General features: G+C 65.8%; 17 protein-coding genes and 1 pseudogene. 3 read left to right on the forward strand and 15 right to left on the reverse strand.

All coding sequences use genetic code 11. The features are described from left to right. The 5 genes and pseudogenes from ABIC94_RS26780 to ABIC94_RS26800 all read right to left on the reverse strand — a co-directional run. Positions 1-1,806, reverse strand: a pseudogene (locus tag ABIC94_RS26780) (hypothetical protein); the annotation flags it as partial. 649 nt (positions 1,807-2,455) lie between these two features. Then, positions 2,456-3,412 carry a Bug family tripartite tricarboxylate transporter substrate binding protein gene (locus ABIC94_RS26785; protein WP_354376074.1) on the reverse strand — a complete coding sequence of 319 codons (957 nt, stop codon included), beginning with the start codon at positions 3,410-3,412 and terminating at the stop codon, positions 2,456-2,458. Between the two features lie 32 nt (positions 3,413-3,444). After that, a complete protein-coding gene (locus tag ABIC94_RS26790) occupies positions 3,445-3,651 on the reverse strand; it encodes a DUF2783 domain-containing protein (protein WP_354376075.1) in 207 nt (68 codons plus the stop codon). Positions 3,652-3,663: 12 nt separating this feature from the next. Then, the gene (locus ABIC94_RS26795) at positions 3,664-5,331 is read right to left on the reverse strand and encodes an FAD-dependent oxidoreductase (RefSeq protein ID WP_354376076.1); all 1,668 of its coding nucleotides are present in this window, start codon (positions 5,329-5,331) and stop codon (positions 3,664-3,666) included. 28 nt (positions 5,332-5,359) lie between these two features. Further along, positions 5,360-6,319 (reverse strand): MBL fold metallo-hydrolase, encoded by a 960-nt coding sequence (locus ABIC94_RS26800; protein ID WP_354376077.1) that lies wholly within the window; start codon positions 6,317-6,319, stop codon positions 5,360-5,362. A gap of 182 nt (positions 6,320-6,501) precedes the next feature. Here ABIC94_RS26800 and ABIC94_RS26805 point away from each other — a divergent pair, with 182 nt between their 5' ends. Then, on the forward strand, positions 6,502-7,332 hold the full coding sequence (locus ABIC94_RS26805; RefSeq protein WP_354376078.1) for an IclR family transcriptional regulator: 831 nt from the start codon (positions 6,502-6,504) through the stop codon (positions 7,330-7,332). Positions 7,333-7,443: 111 nt separating this feature from the next. Further along, a complete protein-coding gene (locus ABIC94_RS26810) occupies positions 7,444-8,976 on the forward strand; it encodes a sensor domain-containing diguanylate cyclase (protein ID WP_436318110.1) in 1,533 nt (510 codons plus the stop codon). A 174-nt stretch (positions 8,977-9,150) separates the two neighbouring features. On the opposite strand, the gene ABIC94_RS26815 is transcribed toward ABIC94_RS26810, so the two are convergent. The 10 genes from ABIC94_RS26815 to ABIC94_RS26860 all read right to left on the reverse strand — a co-directional run bounded on the left by ABIC94_RS26815 (position 9,151) and on the right by ABIC94_RS26860 (position 18,709). After that, the gene (locus ABIC94_RS26815) at positions 9,151-10,101 is read right to left on the reverse strand and encodes an SMP-30/gluconolactonase/LRE family protein (protein ID WP_354376080.1); all 951 of its coding nucleotides are present in this window, start codon (positions 10,099-10,101) and stop codon (positions 9,151-9,153) included. Positions 10,102-10,158: 57 nt separating this feature from the next. Further along, positions 10,159-11,049, reverse strand: coding sequence for an amidohydrolase family protein (locus ABIC94_RS26820; RefSeq protein WP_354376081.1), 891 nt, complete (start codon positions 11,047-11,049; stop codon positions 10,159-10,161). Positions 11,050-11,060: 11 nt separating this feature from the next. Continuing rightward, positions 11,061-12,023 (reverse strand): Bug family tripartite tricarboxylate transporter substrate binding protein, encoded by a 963-nt coding sequence (locus tag ABIC94_RS26825; RefSeq protein ID WP_436318111.1) that lies wholly within the window; start codon positions 12,021-12,023, stop codon positions 11,061-11,063. 40 nt (positions 12,024-12,063) lie between these two features. Beyond that, a complete protein-coding gene (locus ABIC94_RS26830; RefSeq protein ID WP_436318112.1) occupies positions 12,064-13,044 on the reverse strand; it encodes a tripartite tricarboxylate transporter substrate binding protein in 981 nt (326 codons plus the stop codon). 44 nt (positions 13,045-13,088) lie between these two features. Then, positions 13,089-14,015, reverse strand: coding sequence for an NAD(P)-dependent oxidoreductase (locus tag ABIC94_RS26835; protein WP_354376083.1), 927 nt, complete (start codon positions 14,013-14,015; stop codon positions 13,089-13,091). Next, entirely contained in the window at positions 14,012-14,701 is a 690-nt protein-coding gene (locus ABIC94_RS26840; protein ID WP_354376084.1) for an RraA family protein, read from the reverse strand. Before ABIC94_RS26840 ends, ABIC94_RS26835 begins: the two co-directional genes overlap by 4 nt. Positions 14,702-14,737: 36 nt before the next feature. Beyond that, a complete protein-coding gene (locus ABIC94_RS26845; RefSeq protein WP_354376085.1) occupies positions 14,738-15,724 on the reverse strand; it encodes a Bug family tripartite tricarboxylate transporter substrate binding protein in 987 nt (328 codons plus the stop codon). 18 nt (positions 15,725-15,742) lie between these two features. After that, on the reverse strand, positions 15,743-16,630 hold the full coding sequence (locus ABIC94_RS26850) for an amidohydrolase family protein (protein WP_354376086.1): 888 nt from the start codon (positions 16,628-16,630) through the stop codon (positions 15,743-15,745). Positions 16,631-16,657: 27 nt separating this feature from the next. Beyond that, positions 16,658-17,668 (reverse strand): Bug family tripartite tricarboxylate transporter substrate binding protein, encoded by a 1,011-nt coding sequence (locus ABIC94_RS26855; protein WP_354376087.1) that lies wholly within the window; start codon positions 17,666-17,668, stop codon positions 16,658-16,660. A 129-nt stretch (positions 17,669-17,797) separates the two neighbouring features. Then, positions 17,798-18,709, reverse strand: a complete 912-nt coding sequence (locus tag ABIC94_RS26860) for a LysR family transcriptional regulator (protein ID WP_354376088.1) — start codon at positions 18,707-18,709, stop codon at positions 17,798-17,800. A gap of 325 nt (positions 18,710-19,034) precedes the next feature. Between ABIC94_RS26860 and aceE the strand changes: the two genes are divergently transcribed. After that, positions 19,035-21,707: a pyruvate dehydrogenase (acetyl-transferring), homodimeric type gene (aceE, locus tag ABIC94_RS26865; RefSeq protein ID WP_354376089.1), complete on the forward strand. Its 2,673-nt coding sequence runs from the start codon at positions 19,035-19,037 to the stop codon at positions 21,705-21,707. Positions 21,708-21,717 lie beyond the last annotated feature (10 nt).

Below are 21,717 nucleotides of genomic sequence, written 5' to 3' on the forward strand. Positions count from 1 at the left end.
GCTCACCACCTCGATGCCGTTGCCGGCAGTCAGGGCGCCCAGGCCTCCGACATTGTTGATCTGCAGGTTGGTGCTGCCGGTGACCGTGCCGCCATCGATGACGACGCGGTCGGTTTGCGAGCCCGAATCTCCAAGCGAGGTATTGAGCCGCACCGTTCCGCCCTGGCCGATCCAGTTGCCGCTGACGGTCAAGGTCTTGGGAACAAAGGCCGTGCCGGGTGCCTGGAAGTCGATGCGCCCGGCAAGGGTCAGGCCGCTCAAATCGGAATTACCGGTCATCGTCCACCGGCTGGTGCCGTCGATGGCCAAGGTCACCGGATCGATGGCACCGGTCAGGCTCGAGCCGTTCCGCAGACTCATGCTCACGGCGCTGCCGGCTTCCGCCGCGATGTCTCCGCTCAGTGTGCTGCGGTTGGCGGTCAGCGCAAACGTACTGCCGTTCGTCACGTTCAGCAGTTTGCTACCCGAGACGGCCGATGCCGTGCTGTTGGTCAGCGCAAGCGAAGAGCTGCCGGTCGCGGCGTTGACCTGGATCAGATCGCCCGAGGTATTGCCGATGGCAAAGCCGTCGAAGCTGGCCTGTTGATCTGCGCCGGCCAGAAAACCGATGGCAACGCCTGCTGCGTTGACCGTGCCGCCGCCCGTGGCCGCGATGGTGGAGTTGCTGCCGGCCAGCAGAGCGCCATAGCTCGTCGCGTCGGTGGTGCTGATGCGAAGCGCGCCTGTCGACGCGATGGCGCCGCCCAGATCGGCCAGCAGGCCGGCGGCGTAGGACTCCAGATTGCCGCTGGGAAAGTCGGCTTGTGTGGCGCCGCTCACGCTGATGAGCGTGCTGCCCGCCAGGTTCACCTGGGAGCCGGGGTCCCGCGAAGAGATCCCTTGGCCGTTGACGCCGGTGACGTTGATCGACGTGTTCGAAGACGCATTGGCAGTCGCTATGCCGCCCGTGACCGCCCGGATTCCGGATCCGTTGACGCTGCTGATGTTGAAAGTGGCCGAGCCGTTGTAGGTGATGCGGCCCGCCGAGGTGACTTTCACGGCGGAGGCCTGCTCGCCACTGGTCGTGAGATCCAGCGCACCATTCAGTGTGATCGTGGCCGAATCGGCCGCCGCGACTGCATCCGACCTGTTGGCACCCGCGGTGTTGATGGTCACGGTGCCATTGGCCACCACGGCCGAGCCGAAGCGGGCGCGGATCCCCGGGGCAAAGGCGCTGCCGCTGCGCATCGTGATGTCGACCGGGCCGTTCAGGGTGATGAGGGTGCCGCTGTCTTCCGTCAACACGCCATGATTGGTCGACCCGTTGGGCAAGTTGACCGACAGCGTTCCGTTGACGGTGATGACGCCACCGAGGCGGGCACGCAGGCCCATGTTGCCTGAACCGGCCGTGCCATCCCTGGTGATGGTGGCGCCGTCCTGCAGGTCGATTCGCGAACCTGCGTCGGAGGCATACGCGCCTGCTGCGTTGTTTCGGGACAGCGGCAGCGTCACGGCGGCAGCCGCGTCGATCACGCCGCCCGTCAGCGCAGCCAGCGCACCAGTGTTATTGGTCGCACCAAAGCCGTTGAAGATACCCGCGGCAGAGCAGGTCGATGACAGAGTGGCCTGGACTCGCGCGCCCGAAACAGTGGTGCAGGCCGCCAGGGCGGCGTTCGGCGCAAAGCCGGCCGCAATGGCCAGTATTGCGAAGGGAACGCCGTGCCCGTAAAGGCCGCCGGCTGCACCCGCGCCCGCGTTGGATGCGGTACGGGTGATTGGGCGCTCGTGTGGCTTTGCAGGTCGCTGCGCGAGGTAGCGGTATTTCATCGAGTGCTTCTTCTGAGACCCTCTTCGCCGACTTCAAGTGTAGCGAGCGTGTAAAACCGAAGTGTTAGTTATCCTATGTAAACAAAAAAGGTAAATAGTTCTCGAATTCAAACGGAATTTGAGGCTTCTGAAGCAGCAATCGGGGCATTCCCCTAGGCAGCTGCGCGTCCGCCGGGTCATTAGCACTGGCATGGCGCAAAGCCGACGATCTCGATGACTGACGCTAGCCGGTTCCTCCCTCACGAAATCGGGCATCTCTCATCTTCGAAAGTTCGGCAAGGCCAGCCTCCGTGATACGACCCACCGTGGCGACACGCGAGGTTGCGTATCGAACGGTTGACTCGAGCGCCTGGATCTCGGCTTCGATCAAACCCGTCGCCAGGAGCACCGAGACATGCCGGATGTCCTGCGGGTCAGAAACATGAACCGGAAGCCGCGCATGCAGCAGCCTCATCAAGAACAAGAGGGGCATTCGATTCTCCGGGTGCCGGCGCTTGCTCTTCCAAAAATGCCGGCCATTTTTGGTCGACGGAATCTAGCTGCAAGTGCAACCCGGTCGCAACTACTTGCTTATGAATTAAAACCATTTCCGAGAAATACTTCACACTTGCAGGCGTGTGAGGCGAGGGCGTTCCGGAACGGCAAAAGGTCAATCGACCTTGATGTTGTTCGCCTTGATGAGGCGGCCCCAACGTTCGCGCTCGTCCTTGACATACTTGGCCATGTCTTCCGGTGTGCCGGGCAATCCCTCCACGCCCAGTGCGAGAAAGCGTGCTTTCACCGCGGTCGAATTCAGTGCGTCGACCAAAGCCTTGTTGAGTTTCGCCACAGTTTCGGGAGGGGTGGCGCTTGGCACTGCGAGTCCCTGCCACGCATATGCCTCGAAATCGGTCAGCCCTTGCTCGGCCAGCGTCGGCACGTCGGGCAGCGTTGCAATGCGCTTTGCGCTCGCGACGCCGATGGCCTTGACCTTGCCGGCCAGCACGAACTGATTGCCGCTGGCAGTGTCGACCATCATGAAGGGCACCTGGCCGCCGAGGATGTCCTGCATTGCGGGCGCTGCGCCGCGATACGCGACGTGCGCCATCGCGATGCCGGTTTTCTCGCGCAGCAACTCGGTCGCCAGATGGTGCGGGCTTCCGGCACCGGCCGAAGCGTAGTTCACGCCGCCGGGTTGCGCCTTGGCCCACGCGATGAACTCCTTGAAGTTCTTCGCCGGCACCTGGGGGCCGACCACCAGAACGAGCGGAAAGCGCGCCAGCATGCCGACCGGCGCAAGGTCTTTCTCGGCGCTGTAGCTGAGCTTGGAAAACAGGAAGGGGTTGGCTGCGAGCGTGGCGAAGTCGGCCGTCAGCATGACATTGCCGTAGTCCTTCGAGCGGGCAACATAGTCCGCAGCGATGTTGGTCGCCGCGCCAGGTTTGTTGTTGATGACGACGGGCCGGGCCAGGCTCTTCGACATCGCCTCGGCCGTGGCACGTGCGACGGAGTCGGAGCCGCCGCCTGCGGCATAGCCAACGACCCATTCGATGGGTTTGCTGTCCTGCGCGACGGCGAGGTGGGTGGTTGCGGCCAGTGCCAGGCCGGTCAGGAAAAGGCGAATCATGGGTTTGTCTCCGTTGGTTGTGAGGGGTAATTTCAGCCGTGTGTTGCGGCGGCGAATGCCTCGCGCAGCACGGGCAGTGATCCGATGTGATTGGCCAGGACGAGCACCAGCCGTGCATTGAAGGCGTGGCTTTCGTCGGTGGAGAGGCCCTGGTGCGCGTCGATCAGTGCCTCGTAGAAATCGTCCGGCACATCGATGTTCGGTGCGGTCGTCAGGCGCGCGGCGGTGGCTTGCGGCATGGCAGGGATCCTTCAGGCGTTGCAGAGCGCGCGATGCAGCGCGGCACGCACGATGCCGGCGTCGGCCTGGCGCCAACGTGCGCACACGTGCTGGTCGGGGCGCAGCAGGTAGACCGTGCCGGCTCGCGCGTCGTAGCGTCGGGCTGCCAGCGCGTGGGCTTCATCGATCGGGATGCGTACCGTCGCGACGGGCACGCCGGCGGCGCCAGCTTCGGCCACGGCGCGTGCCGCGCGGTCCACCGTCTCGCCGTCGCCGAACACCACGGCTGTGAATGCGCCGCTGCCTGCTTCCTGCAGCAGCCAGCCTGCCTTTCCGTCGGCGCGGATCACCGGCGCGTCCGCCGCCACGGCACCCGGCACCATGCCCCCTTCGAAGGCGTCGGTGTCCGGCGTGTTCAAGGCCGACGTGCGCAGCGTGGCCGGCAAGGACAGCCGGCCGCTGTTGACCAGGGTGCGCGCAAAGGCGTGAGACTTCGCAAGCTCCAGCACCGCGTCCCGGAACAGCCTGCTGATCTCGCTCTTGGGCGTGATGAAGTCCGTGGCGCGCGTCGAATTGAGGATGTTTTCGTCGGCGGCGTATTCGCGCTCGTGACCGTAGCTGTCGAGCAGCGCGTCGGGGGCCTGGTGCTGCAAGACCGCGGCAAGCTTCCACGCCAGGTTCTCCGCGTCCTGCACGCCCGAGTTGGCACCGCGGGCGCCGAAGGGGGAGACGCCGTGCGCCGAATCCCCGGCGAAGAACACGCGGCCCTGCCGGAACCGATCCATCCGCAGGCACGAGAAGGTGTAGACGCTCGCCCATTCGAGATCGAACTGCGCGTCTTCGCCCAGCAGCGCCTTGACGCGGGGAATGATCTTCTCGGGCTTCTTTTCTTCTTCGGGGTCGGCGTCCCAGCCGATCTGGAAGTCGATGCGCCAGACGTTGTCGGGCTGCATGTGCAGCAGCACGCTCTGGTTGCGGTGAAACTCGGGATCGAACCAGAACCAGCGTTCGGCCGGCCGGTCGAGCTTCATCTTCACGTCGGCAATGAGGAAGCGGTCCTTGAACTGGCGCCCCTTGCTTTCCAGCCCCAGCAGCGCGCGCATGCTCGAGCGGCTCCCATCGCAGGCCGCCACATGGCCGGCCTCGAGCCGGTACGGACCATCGGGGGTCTCGATCGTCAACTCGACATGGTCCGCGTGCTGCACGACGCCCGCGACCTTGTTCTTCCAGCGCAGGTCGATCAGCGGCAACCCGGACGCGCGCTCGGCCAGGAAGCCTTCCACGTAGTACTGCTGCAGGTTGATGAAGGCGGGGCGCGCATGTCCCGTTTCCGGCAGCAGGTCGAAGCTGTAGATCTCCTCGTTCTTGAAGAACACGCGGCCGACGTTCCACGACACGCCCTTGTCGACCATGCGGTCGCCGCATCCGAGCCGATCGAAAATCTCGAGCGTGCGCTTCGCAAAGCAGATGGCGCGGGAGCCGGTGGACAGCGTGTTGTCGTTGTCCAGAAGGACCACCGGAATCTCGCGCTGCGCCAGATCGATGGCCAGCGCCAACCCCACGGGGCCTGCGCCGACGACGACCACCGGGCGGCGCGCCGGCGTCGGGGCGTCCTGGTCGGGATGGCGGGCGTAGTCGAACACCAGCTTCTGGTAGTCGACGGCTTCCCCCTTGCGGAACGCAAGTTCATTCAGTTGCATGGTCTTGTCTCCTGCGGCGCGGGGCGGTTCAGCCCTCCAGCGTCTTCCACATCTCGATGTCGCGTTCGGCCGTCCAGATGCGCGGGTCCGGGTACTGGGTGGCTTCGTCGTAGCAGCGCGTCACGTCGAACGGCATGCAGTGGTCGAAGATGACCCAGTGGCCGTACTTGGGCTTGAGGGTGGTGAAGGTGTCCTGGTAGACCGCATGGAGGTCCTTGCCGGCGGCCACGCCGGCTTCGACGCAGGCGCGCACGTCGGCAATGAAACCGCCGGTGGCCTTGAGGCCGGCTGCCACCTGCTCCTCGCCCAACAGGGCAGGACCGCGGCCCGGAACCAGCGCGGCAGGCTTCAGCGCCGCGATGTTCTCGAGTGTCTGTGGCCAATCCTTGAAATAGGCATCGCCCGCGTAGGGCGTGGCATCGAACTCGACCAGGTCGCCGCTGAGCAGCACGCGATCCTGCGGCAGCCAGACCACCGTGTCGCCCTTGGTATGGCCACGGCCGAGCTGCAGCAGTTGCACCTCGAGCTTGCCTAGCCACAGCGTCATCTTGCCGGTGAAGGTCATGGTGGGCCAGGTCAGTCCCGGCGGCACCGTCTCCACGTTCTGGAACAGGCGCGGGAAGCGGCCGATTTCGCTGGCCTTGTCCTGCTCGCCGCGCTCGACGATCAGGTCACGGGTGTCCTGGCTCGAAATGATCTGCTGCGGATTGAAGCCGCTCGCGCCGAGCACGCGCACCGCGTGATAGTGGGTCAGGACGACGTACTTGATCGGCTTGTCGGTCACCTCGCGAATGCGCCTGACCACGTCTTGCGCCATGGCCGGCGTGGCCTGGGTGTCGGCCACCAGCACGCAATCGTCGCCAATGACGATGCCGGTGTTCGGGTCGCCTTCGGCGGTGTAGGCCCAGGCGTGGTCCGAGAGCTTTGTGAAGCTGATCGTCTTCTCTTCGAGGTCGGCCTGCGAGGCGAATTTCTTGGGGGTGTTCATGCGGGATTCCTTGAATCGTGATTTGTCTAAAACAAACGCGTTTGCAGTATGCGATGTGAATTTGTTTATGGCAAACTAATTTGCGTATGGGGAATTTGGTGTTTTCCCTATGTTCGCGACTCGGCGACCGTCGCTCGGGGGCAAATCGCCTGGGCAAACTAGACGCAAACTTGAAAGGCCATATGCGAGACAACGATCCCGAAAGAGGAGCAGGGAAGGAAGACAAGGCGCAGCGTGCCGTCCAGGCGATCGAGGTTGGCGGGCGCCTGTTGCAGGCCTTGGCCGATAGCCAGACCCCGTTGACGCTCAGAGATCTCTCGAGTCGATCCGGGCTGCCCGCTTCACGCGCGCACCCGTATCTGGTGAGCTTCGGCAAGCTCGGATTGATCGAACAGGAATCCGAAACCGGCCGCTATGCACTCGGCCCGGCCGCATTGCAGCTGGGACTGACATGCCTGCACCAACTGGACCCTGTGCGGGTCGCGTTGCCCATCGCCCAGCAGCTTGCGGCATCGACCGGGCATGCGGTCGCGGTGGCCATTTGGGGCAACTTCGGGCCGACGATCATCCGGATGATCGAGGCGCGCGAACCGCTGCACGTCTCCATGCGCGCGGGAACCGTGATGTCGATACTCGGCACGGCCACCGGCCGCGCCTTTGCCGCCGTGCTGCCCGCCGAACGCATCGAGAGGGCCATGGCGGTGGCGCTCGGAGACCCGGAAGACCGGAAGGCGCCCCTCCTGAAGCCGAAGGCCAAGGAACTCCGGGAGGCTGTTGCGGAGCTGCGTGACCATGGCGTCACGCGCGCCGAGGGAAAGCCGATTCCCGGCGTCAACGCTTTCAGTGCCCCCGCCCTGGATCACGAAGGAAACCCCGCCGTCGTCATCACCGCGCTCGGACATCAGGACGGTTTTTCGGCGAACTGGAACTCCAGCGCTGCGCAAGCCGTTCGCGATGCGGCAGCGGAAATCTCCGGCCGGCTCGGATGGCCCGCGGCGCGCGTTCGCTCGTAGGCGCCACGGCTTCACGTTCGCTGCAGTACGCCTAGTCGATCAAGGAGGCGGTCGACGGGAATATGTGTCAAAGTACGACAAGAGCTTTATTGGTCGATACCGTCGCACCTGATGTTCCGTCGCCCCTCGATGACCTTTCGCACGACGGCCTTCGTGGTCGTTGTCTGCGTCACCCTCCTGGCGATTGACTTCTGGAACAGCTGGCACTCGCGCACGGTACAACTGCGGCAGATGAACGTGGCGGCGTCGAACCTCGCGCGCGCCATGGCGCAGCAGGCGAACGACACGCTCAAGGCGGCTGATTCGGCGTTGTTCGGCATCGTGGAGCGCGTCGAGCACGACGGCACCAGCCCGGCGGCCGTCGAGCGGCTTCGCGAGGTGCTCGCCACGCGAGTCGAAGAATTTCCGCAGCTCGACGGCCTGCACGTCTACGACCAGGACGGCAACTGGGTCGCCAACTCGCGCCGCACACCGCCGCAGAACCTGAACAATGCGAACCGGGAATACTTCATCTTCCACCGTACGCACGAGGACCGCGGACCGCACATCGGCGTCCCGGTGAAGAGCCGCACCAGCGGCGAGCTGCTGGTGCCGGTGTCGCGGCGCATCAACCATGCAGACGGCCGCTTCGCGGGGGTGGCGCTCGCAACCATCGACATCGACTTCTTCATGAAGTTCTACGACAGCCTGGACATCGGCGAGGCCGGCGCCGTGGCGCTGATACTCGACAACGGCACGATGATGACCCGCCGGCCCTACAGCCCCGAGATGGTCGGACGGGACATGCGGGAAACCGAACTCTTTCGCGCCTACACCGCGCAAGGGTCGGCCGGAATGGCCTATCTCACGTCAGCGCAGGACGGCGTGACGCGGTTGAACAACTTCCGGCGCCTGGAGAGCTATCCGCTGTTCGTGACGGCGGCCTTGTCCAAGGACGAGATCCTGGCCGAATGGTGGCGCGAAACGCTTTGGCATTCGACGGGTGTCTTGCTGCTCGCGCTCGCCGTTGGTTTTGTCGGATGGCGCCTGGTGCACCAGTTCCAGCTCCAGATACGGACCGAGGCCGAACTGCGGCAAGCGCGCGACGCGCTGGAGACGCTCAACAAGACGCTCAACACGCTGGCCATGGAAGACGGGCTGACCGGGCTCGCGAACCGCAGGCAGTTCGACGTGGCGCTGGACAACGAGTTCGGCCGCGCGATGCGCAATGCGAGCACGCTGGCGCTGATCATGATGAATGTGGATTGCTTCAAGCAGTACAACGACATCTACGGCCACGCGGCGGGGGACGAGTGCCTGCAGACCATCGCCCGCACCATCGCCAAGGTCGCGGGCCACCGTCCGGGTGACCTGACGGCGCGCTATGGCGGAGAGGAGCTGGCGGTGCTGCTGCCGAACACCGACGTGGCGGGCGCCGTCGTCCTGGCGGAGCGCATCCGCAGCGCCGTTCGCGACCTGAAGATCGTTCATGCCGGCACCGAGGACGGCTTCGTGACGTTGAGCGCCGGCGTGGACGCACAAAAGCCCGTGCCCGGAGCGGCACAGCCGAAAGAACTGATCCGCGCCGCGGACAAGGCTTTGTATGCGGCCAAGGCGGGTGGGCGCAACCGCGTGTGCTCGACGGCCCTGCCAGGGCCTTCCTGAGCAGGCCGCTGTAGCGACAGGGCGACGCATCGATAGCCAGCCAGCGAGCGGCTTGGGTCTGACTCCCGGTGGTCCAGTCGCAGGGGTCATGCGCCGGGTGCGTCTGAAGGGGGCGTTCGCAAATTGGCCCAGACTCATTGACCTTGGGCCTGGTCGCCAGGACGTCAGTTCAATTCAACGATCGGTATTTTCTGCTTGCTGTCCGGGCAGTGATCCGCGGTGCAGTGCGACGCCAGGTGTATCCAGCACCAGCTTCAGCACGTTGCCGTGGGTGGAGTCGGTCACGAAGAGCGTCGCTCTGTCGGGCCCGCCAAATGCGATGTTGGTCGTCGACGCACCGGCCGGGCCGCGCAGCACCATCACGGGTTCCGCGCGCTGGTTGAGCACCCACACATAGCCGAGGCCAGGATTGGCGACCAGCAGGCGCCCCTGTGTGTCGACCGCGAGTCCATCGGGGCCGCTGGGGCCGTAGGACGTGAAGAACTGGCTCACCTTGGCCACGCTGCCGTCGGGCAGCAACGGAACGCGCCAGATGCAGTTGCCGCGCGTCACTGCGAGATACAGCAGCCTGCCATCCGGGGACAGCGCTACGCCGTTCGGACTCGGCACGTTGGACAGCAGCAGGTCGAGCTGCCCATTCGGGCGCAGCCGATAGAGCCGGCCCGACGGATCGTGCAATCCGCTTTGGCCCTGGTCGGTGAAGTAGATGTTGCCCTGCGCGTCGAGCACGAGGTCATTGACGCCCTTGAAGCTCTCGGTGTTGCGCCGCTGCAGGTGCGGCGTGACATGGCCGGTGCGCACGTCCACGCGCATCAGTCCATTCTGGTAGTCGGTGACGAGAAGCGTGTGCGCGTCGATGAACTTCATGCCGTTCGGCTCGCCGTCGTACTCCGCAACCTGCGTCCATTCGCCCGCGGCGTCTATGCGAAAGATCCGGCCGAAGGGAATGTCCGAAACGTAGAGATTGCCGGCGTCGTCGAACACGGGGCCTTCGAGAAAGGAATCGGTGGCTTGGCCGCCGCGGTTGGCGTCGGCCCAGGTGCTCCGCTCTCGCCGCCGAAAGATCCCGGGCATGGTGGTGAAGGTCTGGAGTTCCAGCACCTGGGGCGAGTGCAGTAGGTACAAGTCAGTCTCCTTGAGGGCCCGGGCCCACGGTTCGGAAGGGGCGGCCTGCTCGGCGAGTCAACCGGCCGCGAAGCCGTAGAGCTTCGCCGGGTTGTCGACCAGGATGCGGTTGCGCACCGCCACGCTCGGGCACCAGGCTGCGAGCACATCGGCCAGGTCGGCGTCGTTCACGGTGTTCGGATTCTCCGTGGTGTGAGGCCAGTCGCTCCCCCAGACCAGGCGCTCGGGTGCCGCTTCGACCAGCGCTCGGCCCACTTCGGCGCAGTCGCGATAGGCCGGTGCGCCGTCGCGCGAGCGCATGTACACGCCAGACAGCTTGACCCAGGTGTCGCCGGCGTCGAGCAGTCGCCGCATCGCCGCGTAGGCCTCGCCACGGATGCCGTCGGCCGGGTCGATCCGGCCGATGTGGTCGATCACCAATGGCACCGGAAGCGCTGCGAGCACGGGTGCGAGTTCGACCAGTTGCTCCGGCTGGACGAAGACCTGAACGTGCCAACCCAGCCGAGCCACCTTGCGTGCGAGCGTGATGAGCATCTGCGCAGTGGTCGTGCCCCAGGATTGCGGCGTGACGAAGTTCACCCGCAGGCCGCAGATGCGGCGCGCGGCAAGCCGGTCGAGCTCTTCGTGCGAAACATCCTGGTCGACGACGGCGATGCCCCGCGCGTGCTCGCCCAGCAGGGCCAATGCATCGAGCGTGCAGGCGTTGTCGGTGCCGTAGGTGGAAGGGTTGACGACCACTGTGCGCGTGGTGCCAAGCCGCTGTTGCAGCAGGCGGTAGTCGCCCACTTCGGCTCGCGGCGGCCGGCGCTTCCAGTGCTTCGATGCAGCGAATCGCGGATCGAAGATGTGCATGTGGCTGTCGCAGGCGTCCGGCGGAAGTGCGAGCGCGGGCCGGTTCAGTCCCACCGAATGAGGAACCGGCTGCGAGAGCGGTTTGAAGACGGTCATCGACGACGGCCTCAGTCGAGCTTGATGTTGCCCTTGCGGATCACGTCCGCCCACTTGGCATCTTCCTTCTTCAGGAACTCGGCGAACTCGGCCGGCGTCGAGCCCACCGGCTGCACGCCCACGTCGACGAAGCGCCGCTTGACCTCGTCCTCCTTCAAAACTTCGACCACGGCCTTGTGGAGCGTCTCGGCGACAGCGGCGGGCGTGCCGGCGGGCAGCAGCAGGCCATTCCATTCGAACGCCTCGTAGCCGGGCGCGACGGTTTCGGCAATGGTCGGCACATCGGGCAGGCGCGGCGAACGCTGCGGCGACGACACCGCCAGCGCGCGCAGCTTGCCGCTGGACACCAGCGGGTATGACGCGGCGATGGTGCTGAACATGAAGTCGACCTGTCCGCCCATGGTATCGACGATGGCCGGGCCGCCGCTCTTGTAGCCGACGTGCACCATGTCAAGACCGAGCCGCTGGCGCAACAGTTCGGCTGCGAGTCGCTGCACGGTGCCGCTGCCGCCCGATGCGAAGTTGATCTTCCCGGGCTCGGACTTGGCTCTGTCCGCGAGGTCCTTGATGGTCTTGACGGGCGACTCCGCGCGCACGATGACGATGTTGGGTGCCAGCGAGACCAGTGCCAACGGCTGCAAGGCGTTGGCGGCGAATGGCATGCGCGGAAAAAGGTGCGGGTTGATCGAGTACGGCGTTGCGTCGTACAGCACCGTGTAGCCGTCGGGTGCGGCCTTGGCGGCAAAGCTCGCACCGATGGTGCCGCTGGCGCCCGGCTTGTTGTCGACGATCACGCTGGTGCCGAGCTTCGCGCCGACGCGCACCGCGAGCACGCGCGCGAGCGCATCGGCGGAGCCGCCGGGTGCATACGGCACCACGAGCGTGATGGGCCGCTCCGGAAAGGCGGCCTGCGCAGACGCGGCGGCGGCAAGAAGGCAGGCGGCGAGCATGCTTCGGATGGTGTTGTGAATCATGGGTTCCTCGCGATGTTCAAAAGGCGGTGGCGGTGCGCATTCATTCGGTCTTCAGATCGAGCGCGCGCGCCAGTTCTCCGTAGAGCCTGACCTCGCGCGCCAACTGGGCGCCGAAGGCCTCCGCACAGGTGTTCTGGGCCTCCATGCCGAGCGAGCGCAGCTTCTCTCGCGTGGCGGGGGCCTGCGCGAACTCGGTGGCCACGCGGCGCAGCGCGGCCAGCACGGCGGGCGGCGTGCCGGCAGGCGCCAGCAACCCGTACCACGCGTCCGCCGCGTAGCCCTTGACGCCCGCCTCCTCGAACGTCGGCACGTTCGGCAGCAGGGCCGAGCGCTGGGGTGCCGCCACCGCCAGAGCGGTGAGCTTGCCCGACTGGATCTGCGGCAGCGCGGAGCCCAGCGTCGCGAAGGAGCTGTCGACCTGCCCGCCCATGAGATCGGTGATCGCCTGCGCCGCGCCCTTGTAGGGAATGTGGTTCATCGACGTGGCCGTCAAGCGCGTGAACTGCGCGCTCGCGAAGTGGCCCGAACTGCCGGAGCCCGGTGTGGCGTACGTGCGCTTGCCCGGCTCCGCCTTCACCGCTTGCAGGAACGCGTCCAACGACTTGACCTGCATCGACGGACCGACGACCAGCACCGTCGGGCTTGCGGCCAGCGAACACACCGGCGCGAACGAGCGCACGGCATCGAACTTGACCCGCTGGCTGTACAGCGCCGGAATCATCGTGTGGTTCGTCGCGCCGAGCAGCAGCGTGTAGCCATCGGCCGGCGCGGCAACGGCAGCTTCCGCGGCCAGGATCGTATTGGCGCCGGGCTTGTTGTCGACGACGAAGGGCTGGCCCAGTGCGCGCGAGGCGTGGTCGGCAAAGGCGCGCGCGACCACGTCCGTGGGGCCGCCGGCGGAAAAGCCGACAAGCACGCGCACGGGTTTTGCGGGCCAGGCCGGCGCCTGCGCGTGCGCCGCCATCGCCGCCGCCATGCCAGCGGCAGCGATGGGCCAGCGGAGGTTGCCGCCGATCTTCATGAATGCCTCCTTGATCTTTTATGCATGGCGCGGCTCGCGCAGATTCAGTTTGTCGCGGCCTGGCGCGCCAGCACTTGCAGCAAGTTCTTCGCTGCACCCACGCCCATGTTCACATAGGCATCGCCGGTCACGCCGCCGATGTGCGGGCTCAGCACGATGCGCTTTTCGCCCTGGAAAGGGTGGCCGGGAGCCATCGGTTCGACCGCGAAGCTGTCGAGCCCGGCCATGGCGACCTGGCCCGAGCGCACGGCTGCGAGCAGTGCATCCTCGTCGATCAGGCCGCCGCGCGCCGTGTTGACGACGATCACCCCGCGTTTGCATTGCGCCAACGTCTGTGCGTTGAGCAGGCCCCGGTTGTCTTCCGTCAGCGGGCAGTGCAGCGAGATGGCGTCGGATTCGCGCCAGAGCGTGGCGAGGTCCACCGCTTCGACATGGGCCGGCAGATTTTTGGCGAACGGGTCGAACCCCAGTACGCGCATGCCGAGTGCATCTGCCATGCGCGCAAAGCGCAGACCGATCGCGCCCAGCCCGACCAGGCCGATGGTGCGGCCACCGAGCTCGAGGCTCTTGTGCATGGCCTTGTCCCAGTGGCCGGCGTGCATGCGCGCGTCCAGCGCCACCACCGACTTGGCGCAGGCAAGCAGCAAGGCGAGGGCCTGCTCGGCGACGGCTGCGGCGTTGGCGCCAACCGCCGCGACAACCTCGATGCCGCGTTCGCTCGCCGCCGCCTTGTCGATCGTGTCGGTACCGCTGCCGTGCTTCGAGATCACCTTGAGGGAGGGAGCGGCGTCCATGACGGCGGCGCCCACTTTGCCGTAGCGCACGATGATGGCCACCGGATCATGGGCGCGGCACAGGGCAACCAGGTCTTCCTCGGTTGGTGTCTTGCCCGCGTAGACGACCTCATGCCCCTCGAGCAGTGCGAGCGCTTGCGGCGCCAGGTCGGCGCCAGTCACGACGATGGCAGTCACAGCGTCTCGCCTTCCTTCAGCACGCCGGCGGTGCGCAGCGCCGCATCGAGCCATTTGGCAGTGGTGTTCCCGTCCTTGATGGCAGCGATGCGCGCGGCCTCGTCCTCGACCTTCTTTTTGGCCAGCGGCAGCAGGGACTCGATCTTCTCGCGCTCCACCACGACCACGCCGTCACCGTCGCCGATGACAAAGTCTCCGGGGTTCACCGTGACGCCGCCGATCGACACCGGATGGCCGATGCGCCCGCCGATGTTCTTGGTCGGGCCGTTCGGATTGGTGCCGACGCAGAAGACGGGGAAGTCCATCTCGTCGATCTCGCCGCTGTCACGGCATGCGCCGTCCATCACGACGCCGGCGATGCCGAGCTTCTTGCATGCGGTCATCATGATCGTGCCCATGAGCGCCGCGGTCTGGTCACCCTTGCCATCGATGACCAGCACGTCGCCGGGCTTTGCCATGGCGATGGCGGCGTGGATCATGAGGTTGTCGCCGGGGCGCACTTCCACCGTGATGGCCGTGCCGGCGAGCTTCATGCGGGGACGCAGTGCCTTGATGCGGCCGTCCACCGCGCCGCGGCGCCCGGCCACGTCGGCCAGGATCGCCGGTTGAAAGTGGGCCGCCTGGGCCACGATGTGCGCGGGCACGCGTTCGAAGTTGCGGATGATGTCGGGAAGATTGGAAGGCATGGCGTTCTTTCGGATTTAAGAGAAGGATGAAAGTGGTCAATCGGCCTTGACGTCGGCGTCCTTGATGACCTTGGCCCACTTGGCAAGGTCTGCTTTCTGGGTGTCTGCCAGTTGCTGTGGTGTGCTGCCCACCAGCGTGACGCCGAGCTTGTCCGCCATGGCGACGACCTCGGCGTCCTTGAGGATGCGCACGATCTCCTGGTTCAGCCGCTGCACGACGGCCGAAGGCGTGCCGGCCGGCGCGTAGGCCGCCTGCCACTGCTCCACCACGAAATCCTTGAAGCCGACCTGGCCCATCGTGGGCACCTCGGGCATGGATTTCAGGCGGGTTGCGGAGGTCACGGCCAGCGCGCGCAGCCGTCCGCTCTGGATGTGCGGCAGCGCCGCAGCCACCGGTGCGAACATGAAGGTCGCATGGCCGGCCAGCACGTCCTGGATCGCCGGGGTATCGCCCTTGTAGGGCACGTGGGTCATTCGGGTGCCGGTTTGCAGGCGCAGCAGTTCACCTTGCATCTGGAGGATCGTGCCTTTGCCTCCGGATGCGAACGAAACCGCTTCCGGATGGGCCTTCGCCTCGGCGGCGAGTTCGGCCACCGCGCGAAAGGGTTGGGCCGCGCCGACGATGAGGACATGGGGAATCGTGCCGATCAGCACAACTGGCTCGAATGCCTTGACCGGGTCGTACTGCATCTTCGGCACAAGGCTCGGCACGATGGCCTGCGGGCCGATCGATGTGCCCAGCAGGGTGTAGCCGTCGGGTGCCGCCTTGGCAACGAATGCAGAGCCGATCACGCCGGTCGCCCCGGCCTTGTTGTCGACGATCACCGTGGCGCCGAGCGAGGTGCCCAACCGCAGCGCAATGGCGCGGCCCAGAATGTCCGTGGTGCCGCCCGGGGGATAGGGCACGACCCAGGTGATGGGTTTCACGGCAGGCCAGGGCTCCTGCGCCGCGGAGGGTATGGCAGCAAGCCCAAGAAGCGAAAGGGCTATCGTCACGGCGGTGCGCCGGTCGAGCGTTTTCATGGCTGTCCTTTTCAACAATCAAGTCTGGTAGCCGTAAAGCGCGGCCGGGTTCTCTACCAGCACGCGCCGCAGGGCGGCCGAATCGCCAACCCATTGCGCGAGCAGGTCCATCTGCTGCGCGTCATCGGGAAGAGGCTGGTGACCCGCGGTGGCAGACGCATGGGGCCAGTCGCTTCCCCACACCACGCGTTCAGGCGCGGCCAGCAGGTAGCCCCGCGCCAACGGCGCGAGATCGGCGTAGGCCGGCGGGCCTTCTTCGCTCACGATGTAGCCGCCCGACAACTTGACCCAGGCGCGCCGTGAGTCGATCAGGCGAAGAATCAATCGATGGGCTGCATGCCGGTGCGCCAGCGATGGCGCGATGCGGCCCATGTGGTCGAAGACCACAGGAATCGGGAGTTGCAGCAGGCGGGGCTCGAGGGCAGCGAGTGTGTCCGGAGCGGCCAGCAATTGCAGATGCCATCCGTAGGGCGCGACACGCGCGGCCAGCACGCGCATCTGCTGCGCCGAGTTCGTGACACCCAGCGAGAGATTGAGCCGGATGCCACGTACGCCTGCGGCATGCAAGGCTTCCAGTTCGGCATCGCCTGTCTGCTCGTCGATCACGGCGACCCCTCTCGCGCCCTCGCCGTAGGCAACGAGCGCCTCGCGCATCGGCCGGTTGTCGGTACCGTAGGTCGATGGCGTGACGAACACCACGCGGTCGGTCCCGGTGCGCTGCTGCAGTTGCCGGTAGTCGTCGACGCTCGCATCAGGCGGCAGGAGGCGTGCGCCCGGCACGGGCGCAAAGCGGCTGTCGTACACATGCACGTGGCAATCGCAGGCGCCTGCCGGCACCTCGACCTTCGTGCGGTCCTGCCCTTCGGAGAAAGGCGCGGTCGCCTTCTCCTTGTCCACCGTCTGCATTGCGCGCTCGCTTTGCCGATGAATGGGTCAGTCGACCTTGGCGCCGGACTCTTTGACGATCTTTCCCCAGCGGCCGATGTCATCGTGGATCAGCTTGGCGAACTGCTCGGGAGTTCCACCGAGCGCATCGGCACCCTGGCTCGCGAGCTTCTTTCTCACTTCCGGATCCTGCAGCGCCTTGTTGAACGCGCCGTTCAGCTTGGCGACCACGTCCTTCGGCAAGCCCGCCGGACCCGCAACGCCGAACCAGGTGACGGCTTCAAAGCCCTTGAAGCCCGATTCCGCAACGGTGGGCACCGACGGCAGGTCGGCGGTGCGCTTGGGCGAGGTCACGGCAAGGGCGCGCATCTTTCCGTTCTTGACGTAGCCGATCAGTGTCGGCACCGACGACATGTACATCTGGATCTGGCCGCCGATCAGGTCGGTCGAACCTTGTGCCGCGCCCTTGTACGGAACGTGCGTGAACTTGACGGCTGCCGTCTTCTGGAACATCTCGGTCGCGAGATGCGCCACCGTGCCGCTGCCGGAACTGGCGTAGTTCAGCGACTCGGGTTTGGCCTTGGCAGCGGCCACCACATCGGCGAGCGTCTTGTACGGCGAGTCCGCAGCCACCACAAGGACGAGCGGCGCACTTGCAACCTCGACGATGGGGGTCAGGTCCTTCTCGGGGTTGTAAGGCAGCTTGGCGTAGAGCGTGGGGTTGATCGCCAGGTTGCTGGTCTGGCCCAGCACCAGTGTGTAGCCGTCGGCGGGGGCCTTGGCTGCGGCATCCACGCCCAGGTTGCCGCCGGAGCCGGGCTTGTTGTCGATGATGATCGACCATCCGTTGGCGACGGCCACCTTGTTGGCAACTTCACGTGCAATCAGGTCGGTGCCGCCGCCAGCCGGAAACGGAACGATCAGCTTGATGGGGCGCGATGGATAGGCCTGTGCGGACGCCGTCGGGTGCGCCATGAGCGTTGCACCGGCAAGAAATGTGATGGCGGCGATGCCGATGAGGCGGCGCGAAGCAGCCGCCGTGAGGGCGCGATGTGGCATGAACTTGTCTCCTGTTTGGCCCACCCTGCTCGATTGCGGGCGGTGCGTTCAGTAGAGGCAAGTATTCGGCGCGGAGCCTATTCAGTCCAATCGATACTTTTTGAAGATCGATAAATTTGACTTTTGGTATCAGCGCGCTGGCGGGTCGGCGTATTTCGCCAGCAGGCGGATCAGCCGCTGTGCCGCCGGCGACACATAGCCGCTGTCACGATAGGTCACGACCATGCGGCGGCGCATGGTCGTGGCCGGCAGCTTCACTTCGCGCAACGCTGCGCCGGAACGCCCCGCCTGCAGGTGAAGACGCGAGATGAAGCTCAGCAGGCCCGTCTCGCCGATCAGTGTCGGCAGCATCAGCAGCATCGTGCTTTCGACCTGCACCACGGGCCGGTGAATGCGATGGCGATCGAAGGTCTGGTCGAGCCAGTCCCGCGTCGGGGCCCCGGGGGGCTGGAGCACCCATCGATAGCCCGCCAGGTCCTTCAGGCTCGGCTTCGGTTTGTCGAAGATCGCGTGCGTGCTGGAGGCGGCGACCACGATCACGTCCTCGGCCAGATTCTGCGAGGCGAACCCCGGTTCGGCAGCGCCTTCGGTGCCGACCATCAGGTCGATATCGCCGGCGCGCAGCAGCGGCTTCAGGATGTCGACCAGCGCCACGGTGGTCCGCAAAGTGACCTCGGGTGCTTCGCGCATCAGGTCGCGCGCGGCCGGTGGCAACAGGAACTGCGCGGCCGTCGGAACGATGCCGATCTTGATGTTTCCGGTCAGGCCCCTGCCGATGTCGTTGATTTCGCGGCGCGCGCTTTCCACATCGAAGCGTGTGCGCTGGGCCCATTTGAGAAGCGCCTTCCCCGCACTGGTCAGGCGGATGCCGCGTCCCGTTTTCTCGAAGAGCAGGGCGCCGCATGCTTCTTCCAGCCGCCGTACGCAGCTTGTCAACGCGGGTTGCGTCCGGTGCAGCCGTTCGGCCGCGCGGCCCATGTGCTCGAGCTCGGCAATGACTTCAAAGTACTGGAGGTCGCGCAGGTCCAGGGTGAACTCCAAAAATTTGTTTAAAGCGCTGATGCAAGACTTCAGGGTAACAGCGTGGTACCACGGAGGCCATTGGCGCAATGGTGCAAGAAGTCATTCGACACACTGTTCGAGCACCGGGTTTATGCCTATGCGTTGATCCGGGAGGCCGGACAGTCCATCCGCGCTCCAGCCGGATCGTCGGCGTGGCACCTGCGCGCTCTGGCAAATAGTCTTCGTGAAATCAATGACTTAGCGCGCAGCGTTTCCTGCGCTGCAGGTGGCATATCGATTGCTCAGTAGTCAGGCCGGCCGCATCGCCCGATGCGGCCTCGGCCACGACACAGGAGACAAACCGATGAGCACCATGGGTGACCTTGACCCCACGGAAACTGGCGAGTGGATCGATGCGCTCGGCGCGGTTCAACAGCACCGGGGCAGCGAACGTACGAACTTTCTGTTGAACCGCCTGGTCGACCAGGGCCGTCGCGACGGCGTGTACGTGCCCCGTTCGCTGAACACGGCCTACAAGAACACCATCCCACCCGAGAAGGAAGAAAAGTCCACCGGCAACCGCGAGATCGAGCACCGCCTGCGCTCGATCATCCGGTGGAACGCGATGGCCATCATCCTGCGCGCCAACAAGGATTCGTCCGAACTCGGCGGCCATATCGCGAGCTTCCAGTCGGCGGCCACGCTCTACGACATCGGCTTCGGCCACTTCTGGCATGCGGCCACCGACACGCACGGCGGCGACCTGCTCTTCATCCAGGGCCACAGCTCACCCGGCATCTACGCACGCGCTTTTCTCGAAGGCCGCCTGAGCGAGCAGCAACTGCTCAACTACCGCCAGGAGTGCGAGGGCAACGGCATCCCGTCGTACCCGCACCCTTGGCTCATGCCCGACTTCTGGCAGTTCCCCACCGTGTCGATGGGCCTGGGCCCTCTGATGGCGATCTACCAGGCGCGCTTTCTCAAGTACCTGCATGGCCGCGGCCTGGCCGACACGGCGCCGCGCAAGGTCTGGGCCTTCATGGGCGACGGCGAGATGGACGAGCCCGAATCGCTCGGCGCCATTTCGCTCGCGGGCCGCGAGAGCCTGGACAACCTCGTGTTCGTCATCAACTGCAACCTGCAGCGCCTGGACGGCCCGGTGCGCGGCAACGGCAAGATCGTGCAGGAGCTGGAGAGCGTGTTTCGCGGGGCCGGCTGGAACGTCATCAAGGTGCTCTGGGGCAGTGGCTGGGACAAGCTGCTCGCGAAGGACAAGAGCGGCAAGCTGCTGCAGCGCATGGAAGAGTGCGTGGACGGCGAATACCAGGACTTCAAGAGCAAGAGCGGCGCCTACGTGCGCGAGCATTTCTTCGGCAAGTACGACGAGACGAAGGTCCTGGTCGCCGACATGAGCGACGACGAGATCTGGGGCCTCACGCGCGGCGGCCACGACCCCGAGAAGGTGTTTGCCGCCTACGCTGCGGCCGTCAAGAACAAGGGCCAACCCACGCTGATCTTGCCCAAGACGGTGAAGGGCTACGGCATGGGCGAATCGGGCGAGGGCCAGATGATCGCGCACCAGGCCAAGAAGATGACGCAGGACGCTCTGCGCGGTTTCCGCGACCGCTTCCAGATCCCGGTGTCCGATGAAGAGCTGCCCAATGTGCCGTTCATCCAGCTGGCTGAAGACAGCCCCGAGATGAAATACCTGCGCGAGCGCCGCGCCGCGCTCGGCGGCTACCTGCCGCAGCGCCGCCGCAAGTCGACCGCGCTGGAGATTCCACCGCTGGCCACCTTCGAGCGCCTGCTCAAGGACACCGGCGAGCGCGAGATCTCCACCACCATGGCCTTCGTGCAGATGCTCGGCACGCTGGTGCGCGACAAGGCCATCGGCAAGCACGTGGTGCCCATCGTGCCCGACGAGTCGCGCACCTTCGGCATGGAAGGCATGTTCCGCCAGCTCGGCATCTGGTCGTCGCTCGGCCAGCTCTACAAGCCGCAGGACGCCGACCAGCTCATGTACTACCGCGAGTCGAAGGACGGGCAGGTGCTGCAAGAGGGCATCAACGAGGGCGGCGCGATGTCCAGCTGGATCGTCGCGGCCACCTCGTACAGCACGAACAACGTGCCGATGATTCCGTTCTACATCTACTACTCGATGTTCGGCCTGCAGCGCGTGGGCGACCTGGCCTGGCTGGCCGGCGACATGCGGGCGCGCGGCTTCCTGCTGGGCGGCACCGCGGGGCGCACCACGCTCAACGGCGAGGGCCTGCAGCACGAAGACGGCCACAGCCACATCCTGGCCGGCACCATTCCCAACTGCGTTTCGTATGACCCGACCTTCGCTTACGAAGTGGTGGCCATCGTGCGCGACGGCATGCGCCGCATGTATGCCGAGCAGGAGGACGTGTATTACTACATCACCCTCATGAACGAGAACTACGCCCACCCCGGCATGCCCGAGGGCAGCGAGGCGGGGATTCTCAAGGGGCTCTACCAGCTCAGCGACGGCGGCAAGACACCCAAGAAGGGCCACCGCGTGCAGCTCATGGGCAGCGGCACCATCCTGCGCGAAGTGATGTTCGCGGCCGAGCTGCTCAAGAGCGACTTCGGCATTGCCGCCGACGTGTGGAGCGCCACCAGCTACAACGAGCTGCGCCGCGACGGCATGGCCGCCGAGCGCTGGAGCCGGCTGCACCCGACCGAGCCCGCGCGCAAGAGCCACGTCGAGCAATGCCTCGAAGGGCACGAAGGCCCCGTCATCGCGGCCACCGACTACATGCGCAACTACGCCGACCAGGTGCGCGAGTACGTGCAGGCCGCGGGCCGGCGCTACACGGTGCTGGGCACCGACGGCTTCGGCCGCAGCGACTACCGTCGCAAGCTGCGCCGCTTCTTCGAGGTCGACCGCTGGCACGTGGCCGTGGCCGCGCTCAAGGCGCTGGCCGACGACGGCGCGATCAAGCACGCCGTGGTGGCCGAGGCCATCGCGAAGTACGGGCTCGATGCCGAGCGCGCAGCCCCCTGGACCGTCTGAGGCAGTACCC

The sequence above is a fragment of the Variovorax paradoxus genome (genome assembly GCF_040544635.1).
In the GTDB taxonomy this organism is placed as follows: domain Bacteria; phylum Pseudomonadota; class Gammaproteobacteria; order Burkholderiales; family Burkholderiaceae_C; genus Variovorax; species Variovorax paradoxus_R.

Bases quoted from the DNA above. Each gene is read 5' to 3' on its own strand.
- ABIC94_RS26855 (WP_354376087.1), bottom strand. From the start codon at position 17,668: ATGCCACATCGCGCCCTCACGGCGGCTGCTTCGCGCCGCCTCATCGGC.
- ABIC94_RS26790 (WP_354376075.1), bottom strand. From the start codon at position 3,651: ATGCCGCAAGCCACCGCCGCGCGCCTGACGACCGCACCGAACATCGAT.
- ABIC94_RS26785 (WP_354376074.1), bottom strand. From the start codon at position 3,412: ATGATTCGCCTTTTCCTGACCGGCCTGGCACTGGCCGCAACCACCCAC.
- ABIC94_RS26825 (WP_436318111.1), bottom strand. From the start codon at position 12,023: ATGATTCACAACACCATCCGAAGCATGCTCGCCGCCTGCCTTCTTGCC.
- ABIC94_RS26845 (WP_354376085.1), bottom strand. From the start codon at position 15,724: ATGAAAACGCTCGACCGGCGCACCGCCGTGACGATAGCCCTTTCGCTT.
- ABIC94_RS26810 (WP_436318110.1), top strand. From the start codon at position 7,444: ATGTTCCGTCGCCCCTCGATGACCTTTCGCACGACGGCCTTCGTGGTC.
- ABIC94_RS26800 (WP_354376077.1), bottom strand. From the start codon at position 6,319: ATGAACACCCCCAAGAAATTCGCCTCGCAGGCCGACCTCGAAGAGAAG.
- ABIC94_RS26850 (WP_354376086.1), bottom strand. From the start codon at position 16,630: ATGCAGACGGTGGACAAGGAGAAGGCGACCGCGCCTTTCTCCGAAGGG.
- ABIC94_RS26795 (WP_354376076.1), bottom strand. From the start codon at position 5,331: ATGCAACTGAATGAACTTGCGTTCCGCAAGGGGGAAGCCGTCGACTAC.
- ABIC94_RS26805 (WP_354376078.1), top strand. From the start codon at position 6,502: ATGCGAGACAACGATCCCGAAAGAGGAGCAGGGAAGGAAGACAAGGCG.
- aceE (WP_354376089.1), top strand. From the start codon at position 19,035: ATGAGCACCATGGGTGACCTTGACCCCACGGAAACTGGCGAGTGGATC.
- ABIC94_RS26820 (WP_354376081.1), bottom strand. From the start codon at position 11,049: ATGACCGTCTTCAAACCGCTCTCGCAGCCGGTTCCTCATTCGGTGGGA.
- ABIC94_RS26830 (WP_436318112.1), bottom strand. From the start codon at position 13,044: ATGAAGATCGGCGGCAACCTCCGCTGGCCCATCGCTGCCGCTGGCATG.
- ABIC94_RS26840 (WP_354376084.1), bottom strand. From the start codon at position 14,701: ATGCCTTCCAATCTTCCCGACATCATCCGCAACTTCGAACGCGTGCCC.